Origin of the sequence: Streptococcus sp. CF7_Ac1-8, from assembly GCF_024295435.1 — a bacterium.
Lineage (GTDB): Bacteria > Bacillota > Bacilli > Lactobacillales > Streptococcaceae > Streptococcus > Streptococcus mitis_AP.
Genome location: NZ_JANCPI010000001.1, coordinates 195,957 through 210,760, shown reverse-complemented (window position 1 = coordinate 210,760; position 14,804 = coordinate 195,957). Strand labels below are relative to the sequence as shown.

The following is a 14,804-nucleotide window of genomic DNA, read 5'->3' as shown; positions in this document are numbered from 1 at the left end:
TAGGAATAGCACATGGAGAGAGGATTCTTATGATCAATCGCATTACAGACAATCAATTTAAACTAGTATCAAAATATCAACCATCAGGAGATCAACCCCAAGCTATCAAGCAGTTGGTTGATAATATCGAGGGGGGAGAAAAAGCTCAGATTCTGATGGGGGCGACTGGAACAGGGAAGACCTATACCATGAGTCAGGTCATTTCCAAAGTCAATAAACCAACTCTGGTCATCGCCCACAATAAAACTCTAGCAGGCCAGCTCTATGGGGAGTTTAAGGAATTTTTCCCTGAAAATGCTGTTGAGTACTTCGTATCTTACTATGATTATTACCAACCTGAGGCCTATGTACCTTCAAGCGATACCTATATTGAGAAGGATAGTTCTGTCAATGACGAGATTGATAAGCTCCGACACTCAGCGACTTCAGCCCTTTTGGAGCGCAATGATGTTATTGTCGTAGCTTCAGTCTCTTGTATCTATGGTTTGGGTTCGCCCAAAGAATACGCTGATAGTGTCGTTAGTCTCCGTCCAGGTCTTGAAATTTCTCGTGATAAACTCTTAAATGACTTGGTTGATATTCAGTTTGAGCGAAATGATATTGATTTCCAACGCGGCAGATTTCGTGTACGTGGGGATGTGGTGGAGATTTTCCCAGCTTCCCGTGATGAACACGCCTTTCGAGTAGAATTTTTTGGAGACGAAATTGACCGTATCCGTGAGGTTGAGGCGCTGACAGGTCAGGTCTTGGGAGAAGTGGATCATTTAGCGATTTTCCCTGCGACTCACTTTGTGACCAATGACGACCACATGGAAGTTGCCATTGCCAAGATTCAAGCAGAATTAGAAGAGCAACTAGCTATCTTTGAGAAGGAAGGTAAATTGCTTGAAGCCCAACGTTTGAAACAGCGGACAGAGTATGATATCGAAATGTTGCGTGAGATGGGCTATACCAACGGGGTTGAGAACTATTCACGTCACATGGATGGACGGAGTGAGGGTGAGCCTCCTTACACGCTTCTCGACTTCTTCCCAGATGATTTCTTGATTATGATTGACGAGAGTCACATGACTATGGGACAAATAAAAGGTATGTATAATGGAGACCGTTCGCGTAAAGAAATGCTGGTTAATTATGGTTTCCGTTTGCCGTCAGCCTTGGACAATCGTCCTCTTCGCCGTGAAGAGTTTGAAAGTCATGTACATCAGATTGTTTACGTTTCAGCGACACCAGGTGACTATGAAAATGAACAGACCGAGACAGTGATTGAGCAAATCATTCGTCCGACAGGGCTATTGGATCCTGAGGTGGAAGTACGTCCGACAATGGGACAGATTGATGACCTCTTAGGTGAAATCAATGCCCGTGTTGAAAAGAACGAACGTACCTTTATTACCACCTTGACCAAGAAAATGGCAGAAGACTTGACCGACTACTTCAAGGAAATGGGTATCAAGGTCAAGTACATGCACTCGGATATTAAGACCTTGGAACGGACGGAGATTATCCGTGACCTGCGCTTGGGTGTCTTTGATGTCTTGGTCGGAATCAACCTGCTCCGTGAAGGGATTGACGTTCCTGAAGTGAGCCTCGTAGCGATTCTCGATGCTGACAAGGAAGGTTTCCTTCGTAACGAACGTGGTCTCATCCAGACCATTGGACGTGCTGCCCGTAACAGTGAAGGCCATGTCATCATGTATGCGGACACGGTTACCCAGTCTATGCAACGTGCCATCGATGAAACTGCCCGCCGTCGGAAAATCCAGATGGCCTATAATGAAGAACACGGTATTGTGCCTCAGACAATCAAGAAAGAAATCCGTGACCTGATTGCTGTGACCAAGGCAGTTGCTAAGGAAGAAGACAAGGAAGTTGACATCAATAGCCTCAACAAACAAGAGCGCAAAGAGCTTGTCAAGAAACTCGAAAAACAAATGCAAGAAGCAGTTGAAGTGCTTGACTTTGAACTAGCAGCTCAGATTCGTGATATGATGCTGGAAGTCAAGGCGTTGGATTAGAATATTACCTAAAGGAGAAAATATGTCCCGTTCCCAATTAACGATTTTAACAAATATTTGTCTGATCGAAGACCTCGAAACTCAGCGCGTGGTTATGCAGTATCGCTCTCCTGAAACAAATCGCTGGTCTGGTTATGCCTTTCCTGGAGGTCATGTTGAAAATGGTGAGGCTTTTGCGGAGTCTGTCATTCGTGAAATCTACGAAGAAACAGGATTGACTATCCAAAATCCTCAACTTGTCGGCATTAAAAATTGGCCACTAGATACAGGTGGGCGCTATATTGTCATTTGTTATAAGGCGACTGAGTTCTCTGGTAGCCTTCGCTCTTCAGATGAAGGAGAAGTTTCTTGGGTGCAAAAAGACCAGATTCCAAACTTGGATCTGGCCTATGATATGCTACCTTTGATGGAGATGATGGAAGCTCCGGACAAATCTGAATTTTTCTACCCTCGCCGTACAGAAGATGATTGGGAGAAGAAAATCTTCTAGTCTTTTACTAAATAACCGAGCTGATCCAAGGCCTCCTCGATATAGTGGAGGTCTTGTTGTGTTTCGGCTTCGACTAGGTGGTAATGGACACCATCTGTTAATTCAGATAAAGGTCTAAAATCAGAATGCTCGACTTGTTCTAGAAAATGTTGAACATCTCTGCGGCAAGACAGTTTAAGCAAGGTTTCAATTTCTCCATAAACGGGATGGTCAATCAAAGTATTCTGGACACGTCCTCCATTATCGACGATAGCAAGGAGTTCTTGACCGATTTCTTCAACTTCATGTTTCACCTTGAAAAGTTTATGGACATAAGGATTGGTATCAATTTGCTTATAGACGTAGCCACGATTAGTGGATAGGATAGGAGCACCATCGGCTCTCAAAATTGCAATGTCCTGCACAATGACCTGACGTGTGACATGAAAATGTTCCGCCAAACTTTGGCCATTAAGGGCTTTAGGAGCTTCTTTCAAGAGTTGGAGCAGAGCTTGTTTGCGATCTTTTGTCATAGCTTTTCCTTTTAACGGCGTTTTCGAAGCACTTTATAGACAGCTAGTGCTAATGTATAGTCTACCATACTATGGATAATTGTACCAAATCCAACTAGCACAAATAGAACATAAAACATATTTTCTACATTGGTACCAGAAGTTGCGTAAAAAAGGACACAGGCTAATACTTCAGCAAGGGCATGGACAAGCGCTAACACAAAGTTGAAAATCCAAGAGGTTTTGGAGTTTTCCAACGTTTCAGGAAATTTCTTCAAGTAAAAAGCTCCCAAAGTTCCAAAAAAGATATGTGAAAAAGCTCGAAAAACGATAACCATGGGATAGCCAGCCATCAAAAATCCAAAACTAGAGGCTATGATGACAAAGATGGCCATCAAGGGCGACAAGAACATAGCGATAAAAATAGCTATGTGGCTACCCAAAGTGTAAGAAGCAGGTGGAATGACAATCTTGAAAGGCATAACAATTGGAATCAAAATTGCAATAGCCGTCAAGAGGGCAGTCATTGTCATAAATTGTGTTTTTTTCCGCGTGTTCATAAGAATCTCCTTTTAACTGTATATACACTAGTATAGTACTATAAACAAGATAATAAAGCAAGGATTTACTTGGGTTTATAGGTCATTTTAAATTAAATATTGGTAAAGATTTCACTAAAAAAAACTGTATAGAGCAACATCTCCACCTTCAAGCTTGAAAGTGGAGATGTTTTTATTTTTTCAAAGTCTGTAGTCTTGGAACAATAGCTAGAGTAAGAATTGCGGAAATGACTAATTCGGCAATCGAATTTGTTGAGATAACGGTTGCTAGGAGTTTTTGGATATTACCATCAAAGACATTTCCAAAAAGGTAGAAAATTCCACCAAGTACAAAGACTGTGTTAGTAAGTGAACCAAGGGCACCAGCTAAAATAAGACCAGTTTTATTTTTCATCAGTTTATAAACTAGATACGGAGTTAAACCAATCAAAATACGTGGGACAATTGCAATGATAGCTGAGTAGATGTTTCCGTTTGGTACAAATGGGGAGAAGAGGTAGCTTGTCGGTAGAATCGTAATTGTATTAACCGTCAAACTAAGTAACCCCATCAAAAATCCAAGTGTAACCCCAACTCGTGGGCCGTAAATAATGCTGGCAATAATGACAGGAATATGAACGATAGTCGGTTTGATTGGGAATGGAAAAAGGTTAAAGATAAGTGAGCTCAGAAAGTGTATCACGAGCATGGTTGCAAAAAAGATAGCAATAGGTGCAATGTTAGAGCGTTTTTTCATCGAGAGTTTCCTTTATTCTTTCTAAAATAATTGTGAGGTCGGCTAAAGCTCCTCGTCCATGGTCGCCACAAGCTAGTAGGGATTCCTTAGGAGCAATCAGCTGATAGCCGTAGCTTTCTAATGTTTTCAGATTAGCCTGAGTTGCCGGATGGTCATACATTTTTGTATTCATTGCTGGTGCGATGAGTTTTGGGATATGACTTGGCAAGGCTAGAGCCGTACTGGTCACCATGTTGTCCGCAAAGCCGTGGGCTAGTTTTGCAATAGTGTTAGCAGTTGCAGGGGCCACAATAAATAAATCCGCCTTTTTTCCAAGTTCGATATGATTGACCTGATCAGGATAGGGTTCCTTCATGACATCCAAGTGGACAGGGTTCTGTGAGAGTACCTGTAGTGTCAAAGGTTGGATAAACTCTGTAGCAGCCTGAGTCATTAAAACAGTGACTTGGTGGCCTTGTTTTTTTAGAGAACTGACTAAATCTGCCGACTTGTAAGAGGCGATTGAGCCCGTTACAGCCAAGAGAATATGTGCCATAGCTTTCCTTTCTATGAATGATAGGCTTGAATTTTTTTAAGGAGGAGTTCTGCAATTTCTTCTTTAGTCTGGACTGTTTGAAGCTGATCTTTTTCAACAAAGATTGCACGATGCTGGTTTGCTGAGATTTGAGTGAGGTCATTTGCAATAATCAAGTCTGCTTGGTTATTGATAAGACTTTTTCTGGCAATCTCGATGAGATAATCCTCAGAAATATCAACCAGCAGTTTGAAACCAATCAGATGAATAGCAGGATTCCACTCCTTGACTAGAGAGATGATTTTGGGTGTCTTTTTAAGGAACAAAACTTGAACATCATCAGTTGAAGAAATCTTAGCTTGATGATTTTGCTTGCTTAAAAATTCTTCTAGATTAGAGCTAGCCTGAACTTCCTCCAGCCCTGTCATATAAACAGGAGTGTAGTCGGATACCGCCATTGAGTGAATCAAGACCTGATAATCCTGAACACGTTCTTGCATTTCCAGTAGAAGGTCCTTGGTATTGTTAATTTCTCGAATACTTAGGTTGGGATGGGATTCTGGTTTCAAAGCTCTTTTTGTCGTTATTAAACAAACTTCATGCCCTGCAGCAAGCAGGGTTTCTGTGATGATTTTCCCCAAACGACCGGTAGAATGGTTAGTGATAGAGCGGACGCTATCGATGGCTTCACTGGTACCGCCCGATGTAACTAAAATTTTCATAGCACTATTGTACACAAAAATAAACGGTAAGTAAAATGAAAGCGATAAATTTTTGGTAAAAACGAAGATTTACTATAGTTTCAAACTATAAAGCCATATAAAATTTAAGAAAGGACTCTAAAAACCTTAAAAACAGGGATATTTACGAACGTTTAGAGAGTTTTAGGATGTTAAAAATCTTGTTTTGTGTTATAATGAGTTATCATATAAGAGGTTAGAGGAGTTTTGAATGAAAACAGATATTGAAATCGCACAGAGTATTGAGCTAAAGCCAATTGTTGATGTTGTAGAGAAACTTGGTATTTCTTACGACGATTTGGAGTTGTACGGAAAGTACAAGGCTAAGCTCAGCTTTGATAAAATTCGTGCAGTTGAGAGCAATCCAGTTGGAAAATTGATTCTGGTTACTGCCATCAATCCAACACCTGCAGGTGAAGGAAAATCAACTATTACCATTGGTCTTGCGGATGCCTTGAACAAGATTGGCAAGAAAACAATGATTGCTATTCGCGAACCATCTCTTGGTCCAGTAATGGGTATCAAGGGTGGTGCCGCTGGTGGTGGTTACGCTCAAGTTCTGCCAATGGAAGACATCAACCTTCACTTCACTGGAGACATGCATGCCATTACGACTGCCAACAATGCGCTTTCTGCCTTGATTGACAACCACTTGCACCAAGGGAATGAGTTGGGAATTGACCAACGTCGTATCCTTTGGAAACGTGTTGTGGACTTGAACGACCGTGCTCTTCGCCATGTAACAGTTGGGCTTGGTGGCCCTCTAAATGGTATTCCACGTGAGGATGGCTTTGACATTACAGTTGCTTCAGAGATCATGGCAATTCTTTGCTTGGCAACAGACATCGAGGACTTGAAACGCCGTTTGGCGAATATCGTTATTGGTTATCGTTATGACCGTACTCCAGTTTCTGTTGGTGATTTGCAGGTTGAAGGTGCTTTAGCATTGATCTTGAAGGACGCTATTAAGCCAAACTTGGTTCAGACAATTTACGGAACTCCTGCCTTTGTACACGGTGGTCCATTTGCCAATATTGCTCATGGATGTAATTCAGTTTTGGCAACAAGCACAGCCCTTCACTTGGCTGATTACACAGTTACTGAAGCTGGTTTTGGTGCAGACCTTGGTGCTGAGAAATTCCTTGATATTAAGACACCAAACTTGCCAACATCTCCAGATGCAGTTGTCATTGTTGCAACCCTTCGTGCCCTTAAGATGAATGGTGGTGTGGCTAAAGACGCTCTGACTGAAGAAAACGTAGAAGCTGTTCGTACCGGTTTTGCCAACTTGAAACGCCATGTTGAGAACATCCGTAAGTTCGGTATTCCAGCAGTTGTAGCTATTAACGAATTTGTATCTGATACAGAAGCTGAAATTGCAGCCTTGAAAGAACTCTGTGCTTCAATCGATGTACCAGTTGAGTTGGCTAGTGTCTGGGCTGATGGTGCAGAAGGTGGAGTAGCGCTTGCCGAAACAGTTGCTAAGACTATCTCTGAAAATCCAGCTAACTATAAACGTTTGTATGACAACGACCTTTCTGTTCAAGAAAAGATTGAAAAGATTGTTACTGAAATCTACCGTGGTAGCAAAGTAAACTTTGAGAAGAAAGCTCAAACACAAATCGCTCAAATCGTTCAAAACGGATGGGACAAATTACCAATCTGTATGGCTAAGACCCAGTATAGCTTCTCAGACAATCCAAATGCACTTGGAGCACCTGAAAACTTTGAAATTACCATTCGCGAATTGGTGCCAAAATTAGGTGCAGGCTTCATCGTTGCCTTAACTGGCGATGTCATGACCATGCCAGGACTTCCAAAACGACCAGCAGCCCTCAACATGGATGTTGAAAGCGATGGAACCGTTCTAGGCTTGTTCTAATAGTTTAATTGAATTCAAATGAGTTTGGAAATACTATCCAAGCTCATTTTTTATCTAGATATAAGGCCTTGTCTTCAGCTGATGAGAGAGTTGTTTACTAGTCGTAACCGGTCTAGGTAAAGATATTTTCCCTGATTTCTGATATAATAGAAATATTGACTTCAAGAGTAAGGAAGAGAAGATGAACTCATTATTAAATGGAATGAATGACCGTCAGGCTGAGGCGGTACAAACGACAGAAGGCCCCTTGTTAATCATGGCAGGGGCAGGGTCTGGAAAGACCCGTGTTTTGACCCACCGCATAGCTTATTTGATTGATGAAAAGCTGGTCAATCCTTGGAATATCTTGGCCATTACCTTTACCAACAAGGCTGCACGTGAGATGAAAGAGCGTGCTTATAACCTTAATCCAGCCACTCAGGACTGTTTGATTGCGACCTTCCACTCCATGTGTGTTCGTATTTTGCGTCGTGATGCGGACCATATTGGCTACAACCGCAATTTTACTATTGTAGATCCAGGGGAGCAGCGAACTCTTATGAAACGCATTCTAAAGCAGTTGAATTTGGATCCTAAAAAATGGAATGAACGGAGTATCTTAGGGACTATTTCAAATGCTAAGAATGATTTGATTGATGATGTGGCTTATGCTGCTCAAGCTGGAGATATGTACACGCAAATCGTGGCGCAGTGTTACACTGCTTACCAAAAAGAGCTTCGTCAGTCTGAGTCGGTTGACTTTGATGACTTGATTATGCTGACCTTGCGTCTCTTTGATCAAAATCCTGATGTCTTGACCTACTACCAGCAAAAGTTCCAATACATCCACGTTGATGAGTACCAAGATACCAACCATGCCCAGTACCAACTGGTCAAACTCTTGGCCTCCCGTTTTAAAAATATCTGTGTGGTTGGGGATGCAGACCAGTCTATCTATGGTTGGCGTGGTGCTGATATGCAGAATATCTTAGATTTTGAGAAAGATTATCCTCAAGCCAAGGTTGTTTTGTTAGAAGAAAATTATCGCTCTACGAAGACTATTCTTCAAGCAGCTAATGAAGTTATTAAAAACAATAAAAATCGTCGTCCTAAAAATCTCTGGACCCAGAATGCAGATGGGGAGCAAATCGTTTACTATCGTGCCAATGATGAACTAGATGAGGCTGTATTTGTGGCTAAAACTATTGATGAACTTGGTCGCAGTCAAAACTTCCTTCACAAGGATTTTGCAGTTCTCTATCGTACAAACGCCCAGTCTCGTACTATTGAGGAAGCCCTGCTCAAGTCAAACATCCCTTATACCATGGTTGGAGGAACAAAGTTCTACAGCCGTAAAGAAATTCGTGATATTATCGCTTATCTTAACCTCATTGCAAATTTGAGTGACAATATCAGTTTTGAGCGCATTATCAACGAACCGAAGCGTGGAATTGGCCCAGGCACTGTTGAGAAAATCCGTGATTTTGCGAATATGCAGGACATGTCTATGCTAGATGCTTCTGCCAATATTATGTTGTCTGGTATCAAGGGTAAAGCAGCCCAGTCTATCTGGGATTTTGCCAATATGATTCTGGATTTGCGAGAGCAATTGGACCGCTTAAGCATTACTGAGTTGGTTGAGGCGGTTCTAGAAAAAACAGGTTACGTCGATATTCTTAATGCCCAAGCGACTCTAGAAAGCAAAGCTCGAGTTGAAAATATCGAAGAGTTCCTTTCTGTTACAAAAAACTTTGATGACACCTCTGATGGGCCAGAAGAAGAAACTGGTCTGGACAAACTGAGTCGTTTCTTAAATGACTTGGCCTTGATTGCCGACACAGATTCAGGTAGTCAGGAGACATCAGAAGTTACCCTGATGACCCTGCATGCTTCCAAAGGTCTTGAGTTTCCAGTTGTCTTTTTGATTGGGATGGAAGAAAATGTCTTTCCGCTTAGTCGTGCCGCTGAAGATCCAGATGAATTAGAAGAAGAACGCCGTCTGGCCTATGTAGGAATTACGCGTGCAGAGAAAATACTCTATCTGACCAATGCTAATTCGCGCCTGCTTTTTGGTCGTACCAACTACAACCGTCCGACTCGTTTTATTAACGAAATCAGTTCAGATTTGCTTGAGTATCAAGGTCTGGCCCGTCCTGCAAATACAAGCTTTAAAGCATCTTATAGCAGTGGTGGGATTGCCTTTGGTCAAGGTATGAGTCTTGCCCAGGCCCTTCAAGACCGTAAACGCAGTGCTGCCCCAAAATCTATCCAGTCAAGCGGTCTTCCATTTGGTCAATTTACAGCTGGAGCAAAATCAGCGTCTAGCGAGGCAAATTGGTCCATTGGTGACATTGCTCTCCACAAGAAATGGGGAGAGGGAACTGTTTTGGAAGTTTCAGGAAGCGGTGCTACGCAGGAATTAAAAATCAATTTCCCAGAAGTAGGTTTGAAAAAACTTTTAGCCAGTGTGGCTCCAATTGAGAAAAAAATCTAATTTTCCATCCTTCTCACGAATAATAAAGTGAGGAGGATTTTTATGTATAGTATTTCATTTCAAGAAGATTCACTATTACCAAGAGAAAGACTGGCCAAGGAAGGAGTAGAAGCGCTCAGTAATCAAGAGTTGCTAGCTATTTTACTCAGGACAGGAACACGTCAAGCTAGCGTTTTTGAAATTGCCCAGAAAGTCTTGAGCAATCTTTCAAGCCTAACTGATTTGAAAAAAATGACCCTGCAGGAGTTGCAGAGTCTATCTGGTATCGGGCGTGTTAAGGCCATAGAATTACAAGCTATGATTGAGCTAGGTCATCGTATTCACAAACATGAGACCCTTGAGATGGAAAGTATTCTCAGCAGTCAAAAGTTGGCCAAGAAGATGCAGCAGGAGTTGGGACATAAAAAACAAGAGCACCTAGTGGCGCTCTATCTCAATACTCAAAATCAAATCATCCATCAACAGACCATTTTTATTGGTTCTGCCACTCGTAGTATCGCTGAACCGCGAGAGATTCTTCACTATGCCATCAAGCATATGGCGACTTCTCTTATCTTGGTTCATAATCATCCTTCAGGAGCAGTAGCGCCTAGCCGAAATGATGATCATGTCACTAAACTAGTCAAAGAAGCCTGTGAACTGATGGGGATTGTCCTCTTGGACCATTTGATTGTCTCTCATTCTAGTTACTTTAGTTATCGTGAAAAAACAGATTTAATTTAAAGTTCATTAACGACATAGTCAAAGAGTTTTTTATCTTTGGGACGATTTTCAAAAAGAAATTCTGGATGCCATTGAACACCGAGAAAGGCAACATCATTCGTGCTCATAACAGCTTCAATAATGCCATCTTTGGGATCGTGAGCCACAACTTTTAAGTTGGGGGCCAAATCCTTGATGCTCTGATGGTGGAAGGAGTTGATATGGGAAATTTCCCCATAGATTGCTCGGAGAACAGTATCTGGTTCTGTTACTAAGCGTTGAGTTGTGTACTCGGCAGAACAATCTTGCCAGTGGTCTTCGATATCTTGATACAAAGTTCCACCCATGGCAACGTTAAAGAGTTGAGTCCCACGACAGACGGAGAAAATAGGCTTTTTCTGTTTAATAGCTTCCTTGATGAGGGCTAGTTCAAAGATATCTCTTTGAAGATGGTAGTCATCACTATCGATAGTTTTTGGTTCACCATAGAATTTTGGATCAACATTTTGCCCACCCGTTAAGATGAGCTTGTCAATCATACTGATATAGTGGCAGGCCATTTCTTGATCACCAATCGGTAGGATGATGGGAATCCCTCCAGCGTCTTTAACGCCTTCAACAAAGCCTTTTGCTGCGTAGCTCATCATGATGTTATCATCTGGATGAGTTTTTTCGTTTCCTGTAATCCCAATAACTGGTTTTTTCATAAAATGATGTTCGCTTTCTAATCCTCTCTTCGCATGAAATAGAGGAGGGTTTGGAGTTCGCTTGTCAAATCGACATACTGAACGACCACGTCTTTTGGTAAATGTAGATGGACTGGTGAAAAACTGAGAATTCCTTTCACGCCAGCATCCACCAAGAGATTAGCAACCTCTTGTGACTTAACGCTGGGAACGGTCAGGATAGCAGTCTTCACGTCAGCATCCTTGATTTTTTCCTTGATTTGAGAAATCCCGTAAATGGGAATCCCGTCAGGAGTTTGGGTACCGACCTCAGGATGGTCATCTAGGTCAAAGGCCATGATAATCTTCATCTTGTTACGTTCGTGGAAGCGGTAGTGGAGAAGGGCATGGCCCATATTTCCAATACCTACCAGCATGACATTGGTGATGGAGTTATCGTTAAGCAAATCGGCAAAAAATGTCATCAGTTTTTTGACATCATAGCCAAATCCACGCCGACCTAGTTCACCAAAATAGGAAAAATCACGACGAACTGTCGCTGAATCAATACCGATGGCCTCTGCAATTTGTTTAGAGTTGGCACGTTCAATCTTTTCTGCATGAAATCTCTTAAAAATTCGATAGTAGAGAGAGAGTCTTTTTGCTGTAGCTTTCGGAATAGCAGACTGTTTATCTTTCACAAAATCACAACCTTTCTATTCTTCTATTTTATAGAAACATTGTGAAAAAATCAACAAAAATAAGAAAAAACTAAGAAAAATCTTAGTTTTGATGTAAAAAATCTGCATGTGATAGAAAACGGTAGAGGTCTCCGACCAGTCCTTGGTAAACTTCCCGCCCTTTAAAGGTCAAAGAAGTTACATAAAGTGTATCTGGCAGAGTCACACATCCTGACAGAGCAAGCATGAGAGCCTCGTAATCCTCATACTTGAGAGTGCGCTCTACATGATAGCTGTCCTTATAGGTCAGTTCAAACATATGGGACCTATCTTTCCGATTTTGTAAAGACACCACGTTCTACTAAACTATCCATGAGGAAGTAGAATTTTTCCTGATGAATGTGGTGGTCTTCTGATTTGAAAATATCAACCAGACGAAGACCAAACTTGTCAGTGATATTGATTTTAGCTCCTGTAAGTTCCTTGTTAATGATGATTTTGAGTTGGAATCCCTCACCGCTGTTCGGAACTTTTTCCAAAAGGCGAGTCAATTCATAGTTACCAACCTTAGTCTCAAAAAAGGTATTGTCCTTAAGGGTGAATTTTTTAACAGAAGGGCTAAGAGTGTAGTCGTAACGACAATTTTTTAACTGAATGGTTTTTTCAAATGCCATATGGCTAACCTCCGATAATTTCTTTTAAGGTTTTTGCGAGGGTTTGTAGGTCTTCAACAGTATTTTGTGGCGACAAACTGATACGAACGGATTCCTTCAAGCGTTCTGAATTTGCTCCGTACATAGCTTCAAGAACATGGCTGGATTGGACAATGCCTGCAGTGCAGGCTGAGCCAGTAGAGATTGAAATTCCAGCCAAATCTAGACGAAGGAGTAAGAGGTCATTTTTCTGGCCAGGAAATCCAATATTGAGAACATAAGGGAGATGGTGTTCGCCTCTATTCAGGTAATACTGAACTCCCTCTAGCTCTGCAAGAAAGGCAGTTTCTAGATTTTGTACATGTTGAAAATGTTCTTCTTGTTTTTCTAGGTCCTCTTTTAGGGCTGCAACCATGCCTACGATGGCAGCTAGATTTTCAGTCCCTGCACGTTTTTTCTGTTCTTGGTCACCACCATGTAGATAGGAATCAAAATCCATGCTAGAAGCGTAGAGAAAACCGACTCCCTTGGGACCATGGAATTTATGGGCAGAAGCAGTGAGAAAATCAATGCCCAATTCTTCTGGGTGTATAGGGACTTTACCAATAGCCTGAACTGCATCGACATGATAGGCAGCAGGGTGTTGCTTGAGTATTTGGCCGATTTCAGCAATGGGCAATAGGTTTCCTGTCTCATTATTAGCAAACATGGTAGAAACCAAAATCGTATCGTCACGTAAAACCTTTTGAATTTGTTGAGCTGTGATTTCTTGATTTTCTGGCTGGATAATTGTTACTTCAAAACCGAAGTATTGAACCAAGTAATCAATGGTTTCAAGGACGGCATGGTGCTCAATGGCAGTTGTGATGATATGTTTTCCTTGCTCTTGGTGACGAAGGCAGTAGCCAATGATGGCAGTATTGTTGCCTTCTGTCCCACCAGAAGTGAAAAAGATATGTTGAGGTTTTGTCCCCAGTAACTGGGCTAGTTCCTGACGGGCTTCTCGCAAGAGTTTGCCAGCTTGCCGACCATGACCATGAATACTAGATGGATTGCCATGGGTTTCTTGCATAACCTTGGTCATCGCTGAAATAGCAACTGCTGACATAGGAGTCGTTGCAGCATTGTCCAAATAAATCAAAGAATCACCTTATTTCTTTTTGTTGTAAGCAAAGAGTGGGCTGACTGGTTTTCTTTCGTGGATACGGACGATGGCATCACCAATTAACTCACTAGCAGTGATGTAGCATACGTTTTTAGGAGTTTTTTCTTTTGTTGCTACTGAATCAGTTACAAGAATTTCCTTAATATTAGTATTGTCAAGAAGTTCAGCAGCTCCCTCAACGAAGAGACCATGACTAGAAACAGCATAAATTTCTGTAGCCCCTTCACGTTCAACGATTTTAGCAGCTTCAGAGAAGGTACGTCCTGTATTTAAAATATCGTCAATCAAGATAGCTTTCTTACCTTCAACATCACCGATAATATAACCTTCGTTACGAGTTGCATCGTCTTGAGGGTAGTCGATAATGGCGATAGGAGCATCAAGATACTCAGCCAAGCTACGAGCACGTTTCACACCTGAATTTTTAGGGCTAACCACGACAACATCTGAACCGAGTAGGCCCTTATCGCAGTAATGTTTTGCAAATAGGGGAACTGTGTAGAGGTTGTCAACAGGAATATCAAAGAAGCCTTGCACCTGAACAGCATGCAAATCAAGCGTAAGGACACGGTCAACACCAGCCTTAACCAGCATATTAGCAACTAGTTTTGCTGTAAGTGGTTCACGTGGTGAAGCAATGCGGTCTTGACGTGCATAGCCAAAATATGGAAGGACAACGTTGATACTGTGGGCACTTGCGCGCACACAAGCATCTACCATGATTAACAATTCCATTAGGTGGTTGTTAACAGGGAAACTTGTTGATTGGATGATGTAAACATCATAACCACGGACACTTTCTTCGATATTTACTTGGATTTCTCCGTCTGAAAATTGACGTGATGATAGTTTTCCAAGTGGGACACCAACAGCTTGTGCAATTTTCTGTGCAATCTCTTGGTTAGAGTTGAGTGCGAAAAGTTTCATGTTTTTTCTATCTGACATTATAGACCGTCCTCTGTAAACTTTATAAATCCTAGTTATATTTGCCTTACATATATGAACTGGGATTTGTGTATTTTTATCTTTTCTATT

General features: G+C 41.7%; 16 protein-coding genes. 5 read left to right on the top strand and 11 right to left on the bottom strand.

Annotated features, from left to right (window positions below; all coding sequences use genetic code 11):
* Positions 1–29 precede the first annotated feature (29 nt).
* Together uvrB and NMM26_RS00950 are read left to right on the top strand one after the other, a co-directional pair.
* Positions 30–2,018, top strand: a complete 1,989-nt coding sequence (uvrB, locus tag NMM26_RS00955; protein WP_254754171.1) for an excinuclease ABC subunit UvrB — start codon at positions 30–32, stop codon at positions 2,016–2,018.
* Positions 2,019–2,040: 22 nt separating this feature from the next.
* Positions 2,041–2,508: an 8-oxo-dGTP diphosphatase gene (locus tag NMM26_RS00950; protein ID WP_203176515.1), complete on the top strand. Its 468-nt coding sequence runs from the start codon at positions 2,041–2,043 to the stop codon at positions 2,506–2,508.
* Here NMM26_RS00950 and NMM26_RS00945 read toward each other — a convergent pair.
* The 5 genes from NMM26_RS00945 to coaB form a co-directional block, all read right to left on the bottom strand.
* On the bottom strand, positions 2,505–3,020 hold the full coding sequence (locus NMM26_RS00945; protein ID WP_000159186.1) for a transcription repressor NadR: 516 nt from the start codon (positions 3,018–3,020) through the stop codon (positions 2,505–2,507). The genes NMM26_RS00950 and NMM26_RS00945 overlap by 4 nt on opposite strands.
* A gap of 11 nt (positions 3,021–3,031) precedes the next feature.
* On the bottom strand, positions 3,032–3,559 hold the full coding sequence (locus tag NMM26_RS00940; protein ID WP_254754172.1) for an ECF transporter S component: 528 nt from the start codon (positions 3,557–3,559) through the stop codon (positions 3,032–3,034).
* Between the two features lie 172 nt (positions 3,560–3,731).
* Positions 3,732–4,295 (bottom strand): ECF transporter S component, encoded by a 564-nt coding sequence (locus NMM26_RS00935; RefSeq protein ID WP_004254189.1) that lies wholly within the window; start codon positions 4,293–4,295, stop codon positions 3,732–3,734.
* Positions 4,279–4,830: a phosphopantothenoylcysteine decarboxylase gene (coaC, locus tag NMM26_RS00930; RefSeq protein WP_004254190.1), complete on the bottom strand. Its 552-nt coding sequence runs from the start codon at positions 4,828–4,830 to the stop codon at positions 4,279–4,281. The genes NMM26_RS00935 and coaC overlap by 17 nt, the downstream gene beginning before the upstream one ends.
* Before the next feature lie 11 nt (positions 4,831–4,841).
* Entirely contained in the window at positions 4,842–5,531 is a 690-nt protein-coding gene (gene coaB, locus NMM26_RS00925; protein WP_254754173.1) for a phosphopantothenate--cysteine ligase, read from the bottom strand.
* Between the two features lie 229 nt (positions 5,532–5,760).
* On the opposite strand from coaB, the gene NMM26_RS00920 reads away from it, so the two are divergent.
* The 3 genes from NMM26_RS00920 (at position 5,761) to radC (ending at position 10,627) form a co-directional block, all read left to right on the top strand.
* Entirely contained in the window at positions 5,761–7,431 is a 1,671-nt protein-coding gene (locus NMM26_RS00920) for a formate--tetrahydrofolate ligase (protein ID WP_000845255.1), read from the top strand.
* A 181-nt stretch (positions 7,432–7,612) separates the two neighbouring features.
* On the top strand, positions 7,613–9,904 hold the full coding sequence (pcrA, locus tag NMM26_RS00915) for a DNA helicase PcrA (protein ID WP_001086797.1): 2,292 nt from the start codon (positions 7,613–7,615) through the stop codon (positions 9,902–9,904).
* A 42-nt stretch (positions 9,905–9,946) separates the two neighbouring features.
* Positions 9,947–10,627: a DNA repair protein RadC gene (gene radC, locus NMM26_RS00910; RefSeq protein WP_000286928.1), complete on the top strand. Its 681-nt coding sequence runs from the start codon at positions 9,947–9,949 to the stop codon at positions 10,625–10,627.
* Here the strand turns inward: radC and NMM26_RS00905 are convergent.
* The 6 genes from NMM26_RS00905 to NMM26_RS00880 form a co-directional block, all read right to left on the bottom strand.
* Complete coding sequence (locus NMM26_RS00905) at positions 10,624–11,313, bottom strand: gamma-glutamyl-gamma-aminobutyrate hydrolase family protein (protein ID WP_000743349.1); 690 nt, start codon at positions 11,311–11,313, stop codon at positions 10,624–10,626. The genes radC and NMM26_RS00905 overlap by 4 nt on opposite strands.
* A 17-nt stretch (positions 11,314–11,330) precedes the next feature.
* Positions 11,331–11,972, bottom strand: a complete 642-nt coding sequence (locus tag NMM26_RS00900) for a redox-sensing transcriptional repressor Rex (protein WP_084926534.1) — start codon at positions 11,970–11,972, stop codon at positions 11,331–11,333.
* Between the two features lie 82 nt (positions 11,973–12,054).
* Positions 12,055–12,270, bottom strand: coding sequence for a DUF4649 family protein (locus tag NMM26_RS00895; RefSeq protein WP_049509385.1), 216 nt, complete (start codon positions 12,268–12,270; stop codon positions 12,055–12,057).
* Between the two features lie 7 nt (positions 12,271–12,277).
* On the bottom strand, positions 12,278–12,625 hold the full coding sequence (locus NMM26_RS00890; RefSeq protein ID WP_000863540.1) for a DUF1831 domain-containing protein: 348 nt from the start codon (positions 12,623–12,625) through the stop codon (positions 12,278–12,280).
* Between the two features lie 4 nt (positions 12,626–12,629).
* Entirely contained in the window at positions 12,630–13,745 is a 1,116-nt protein-coding gene (locus NMM26_RS00885; RefSeq protein ID WP_254754174.1) for a cysteine desulfurase family protein, read from the bottom strand.
* 9 nt (positions 13,746–13,754) lie between these two features.
* A complete protein-coding gene (locus NMM26_RS00880) occupies positions 13,755–14,714 on the bottom strand; it encodes a ribose-phosphate diphosphokinase (RefSeq protein WP_001283823.1) in 960 nt (319 codons plus the stop codon).
* Positions 14,715–14,804 lie beyond the last annotated feature (90 nt).

What these genes read in the sequence shown, in the direction of transcription:
- uvrB (WP_254754171.1), top strand. Translation starts at nt 30, where the DNA reads ATGATCAATCGCATTACAGACAATCAATTTAAACTAGTATCAAAATAT.
- radC (WP_000286928.1), top strand. Translation starts at nt 9,947, where the DNA reads ATGTATAGTATTTCATTTCAAGAAGATTCACTATTACCAAGAGAAAGA.
- coaB (WP_254754173.1), bottom strand. Translation starts at nt 5,531, where the DNA reads ATGAAAATTTTAGTTACATCGGGCGGTACCAGTGAAGCCATCGATAGC.
- NMM26_RS00945 (WP_000159186.1), bottom strand. Translation starts at nt 3,020, where the DNA reads ATGACAAAAGATCGCAAACAAGCTCTGCTCCAACTCTTGAAAGAAGCT.
- NMM26_RS00880 (WP_001283823.1), bottom strand. Translation starts at nt 14,714, where the DNA reads ATGTCAGATAGAAAAAACATGAAACTTTTCGCACTCAACTCTAACCAA.
- coaC (WP_004254190.1), bottom strand. Translation starts at nt 4,830, where the DNA reads ATGGCACATATTCTCTTGGCTGTAACGGGCTCAATCGCCTCTTACAAG.
- pcrA (WP_001086797.1), top strand. Translation starts at nt 7,613, where the DNA reads ATGAACTCATTATTAAATGGAATGAATGACCGTCAGGCTGAGGCGGTA.
- NMM26_RS00920 (WP_000845255.1), top strand. Translation starts at nt 5,761, where the DNA reads ATGAAAACAGATATTGAAATCGCACAGAGTATTGAGCTAAAGCCAATT.
- NMM26_RS00940 (WP_254754172.1), bottom strand. Translation starts at nt 3,559, where the DNA reads ATGAACACGCGGAAAAAAACACAATTTATGACAATGACTGCCCTCTTG.
- NMM26_RS00935 (WP_004254189.1), bottom strand. Translation starts at nt 4,295, where the DNA reads ATGAAAAAACGCTCTAACATTGCACCTATTGCTATCTTTTTTGCAACC.
- NMM26_RS00890 (WP_000863540.1), bottom strand. Translation starts at nt 12,625, where the DNA reads ATGGCATTTGAAAAAACCATTCAGTTAAAAAATTGTCGTTACGACTAC.
- NMM26_RS00895 (WP_049509385.1), bottom strand. Translation starts at nt 12,270, where the DNA reads ATGTTTGAACTGACCTATAAGGACAGCTATCATGTAGAGCGCACTCTC.
- NMM26_RS00950 (WP_203176515.1), top strand. Translation starts at nt 2,041, where the DNA reads ATGTCCCGTTCCCAATTAACGATTTTAACAAATATTTGTCTGATCGAA.
- NMM26_RS00905 (WP_000743349.1), bottom strand. Translation starts at nt 11,313, where the DNA reads ATGAAAAAACCAGTTATTGGGATTACAGGAAACGAAAAAACTCATCCA.